The following is a 1,953-nucleotide window of genomic DNA, read 5'->3' as shown; positions in this document are numbered from 1 at the left end:
ACAGGCTGTCGACCGGGATCAGCCCGATCGGCGCATCCTCGGGCCGGTTGCGATCGGCCGGCACATAGCCCTTGCCGGTCGCGACCGTGAACTCCATGCGGATCTCGGCGCCCTCGTCCAGCGTGCAGAGCTGCAGGTCCGGATTGAGCACCACGACGTCGCCGACGGTCTGGATGTCGCCGGCGGTCACGGAGCCAGGCCCCTGCTTCTTCACGACCATGCGCTTCGGGCCTTCGCCCTGCATCTTGATCGCGATGTCCTTGACGTTCAGCACGATGTCGGTGACGTCCTCGCGGACGCCGGCGATCGAGGAGAACTCATGCAGCACGCCGTCGATGTGCACGGACTGCACGGCCGCGCCCTGCAGGGACGACAGCAGGATGCGGCGCAGCGCATTGCCGAGCGTCTGGCCGAAGCCGCGCTCGAGGGGTTCGGCCACCACGGTCGCGAAACGGGCAGCGTCCGACCCGGGCGTGACCTGCAGCTTGTTCGGCCGAATCAATTCTTGCCAATTTTTCTGGATTGTCACTGTTTCACCCATACGGGCCAACCTTCTCGGTCTGAACGGCTGGCGTTGGAGACCCGCGCATCAGAACGCGGCAATCAAAATGCTCTAAAGCACAATGAGGCGGACCCGCGGCCCGCCTCCTTCACATCAGACCCGCCGGCGCTTGCGCGGACGGCAGCCATTGTGCGGGATCGTCGTCACGTCGCGAATCGAGGTGACGGTGAAACCCGCAGCCTGCAGCGCACGGAGCGCCGATTCACGGCCCGAACCCGGACCCGCAACCTCGACCTCGAGGGTGCGCATGCCGTGCTCCTGGGCCTTCTTGGACACGTCCTCCGCCGCGACCTGGGCGGCATACGGGGTCGACTTGCGCGATCCCTTGAAACCCATCGTGCCGGCCGAGGACCAGGCAATGGTGTTGCCCTGCGCGTCGGTGATGGTGATGGTGGTGTTGTTGAAGGACGAATTGACGTGGGCGACGCCCGAGGCGATGTTCTTGCGCTCACGACGACGGACGCGACCGGCTTCCTTAGCCATATAAGTACCCTTCTTGAGATCTCAACGCCGCCGTAATGCCAGCGGCTACACCGAAAAAAGCGAATGGTAGTGGCAAATAGCGAATAGGATTCTGTCCCTACTCGCCATCCGCCACTCGCTATTCGCAATAATTACTTCTTCTTGCCAGCGATCGCCTTGGCCGGACCCTTGCGCGTGCGCGCATTGGTGTGGGTGCGCTGGCCGCGCACCGGCAGGCCGCGGCGATGCCGCAGGCCGCGATAGCAGCCAAGGTCCATCAGCCGCTTGATGTTGATGCCGGTCTCGCGACGCAGATCGCCCTCGACGACGTAGTCGCGGTCGATCACTTCGCGGATCTGCAGCACTTCCTGGTCGCTGAGCTGGGCAACCCGGCGATCCTCGGGGATCTTGACCTTCTCGATGATATCCGACGCGATCTTCGGGCCGATACCATGAATGTACTGAAGCGCGATCAGGACGCGCTTGTTGGTCGGGATGTTGACGCCGGCAATACGGGCCACGGACTTCTCTCCTGTGCCGATCCAGAGGCGGACCGGTCTTCGTTCTAGCTATCTCGGGCAGGTGTCCGCAAACGCGAACAAGACGCCCACCCCTCGATTCGCAGGGCCCGGCATCTTCTAGAATCTACCGACTTGGATGTGGGCTTATTAGTGGATTCATACGGCTGTCGTCAACCGCTCGGAGCGCTTCGATTCCGAAGTTTTGCAGCCTGTCAAGAACGACCATGCTGCCCAACCAAGGAATCAAAGAACCACCTTCAACCTTCTGATTTCACTTCATTTTTAGCCTAAGGCACCGCGCCTGGAGGAGCTATCCACCCCCGGCCGGCGCTTCAATTCACCGCGATTAACCCCTCGCTCGCCGTTTTCCGAGCTTTTTTCCAGCCTTAGCAGCGGCCTTTCGCGCGC

General features: G+C 62.3%; 3 protein-coding genes. All 3 read right to left on the bottom strand.

Annotated elements, in window-relative coordinates; genetic code table 11:
* The coding region (locus tag WA702_RS05770) for a DNA-directed RNA polymerase subunit alpha (RefSeq protein ID WP_425109571.1) at positions 1-541 on the bottom strand (541 nt) is incomplete at its 3' end.
* A 114-nt stretch (positions 542-655) separates the two neighbouring features.
* On the bottom strand, positions 656-1,045 hold the full coding sequence (gene rpsK, locus WA702_RS05765) for a 30S ribosomal protein S11 (RefSeq protein WP_008969421.1): 390 nt from the start codon (positions 1,043-1,045) through the stop codon (positions 656-658).
* Between the two features lie 131 nt (positions 1,046-1,176).
* On the bottom strand, positions 1,177-1,545 hold the full coding sequence (gene rpsM, locus WA702_RS05760) for a 30S ribosomal protein S13 (protein ID WP_425109570.1): 369 nt from the start codon (positions 1,543-1,545) through the stop codon (positions 1,177-1,179).
* Between the last annotated feature and the right edge of the window lie 408 nt (positions 1,546-1,953).

Source organism: Bradyrhizobium sp., assembly GCF_049798375.1.
Classification (GTDB): Bacteria; Pseudomonadota; Alphaproteobacteria; order Rhizobiales; family Xanthobacteraceae; genus Bradyrhizobium.
The sequence above is the reverse complement of the archived record's forward strand: the minus strand, read 5'-3'. Positions and strand labels throughout refer to the sequence as shown.

Bases quoted from the DNA above. Each gene is read 5' to 3' on its own strand.
- rpsK (WP_008969421.1), bottom strand. From the start codon at position 1,045: ATGGCTAAGGAAGCCGGTCGCGTCCGTCGTCGTGAGCGCAAGAACATC.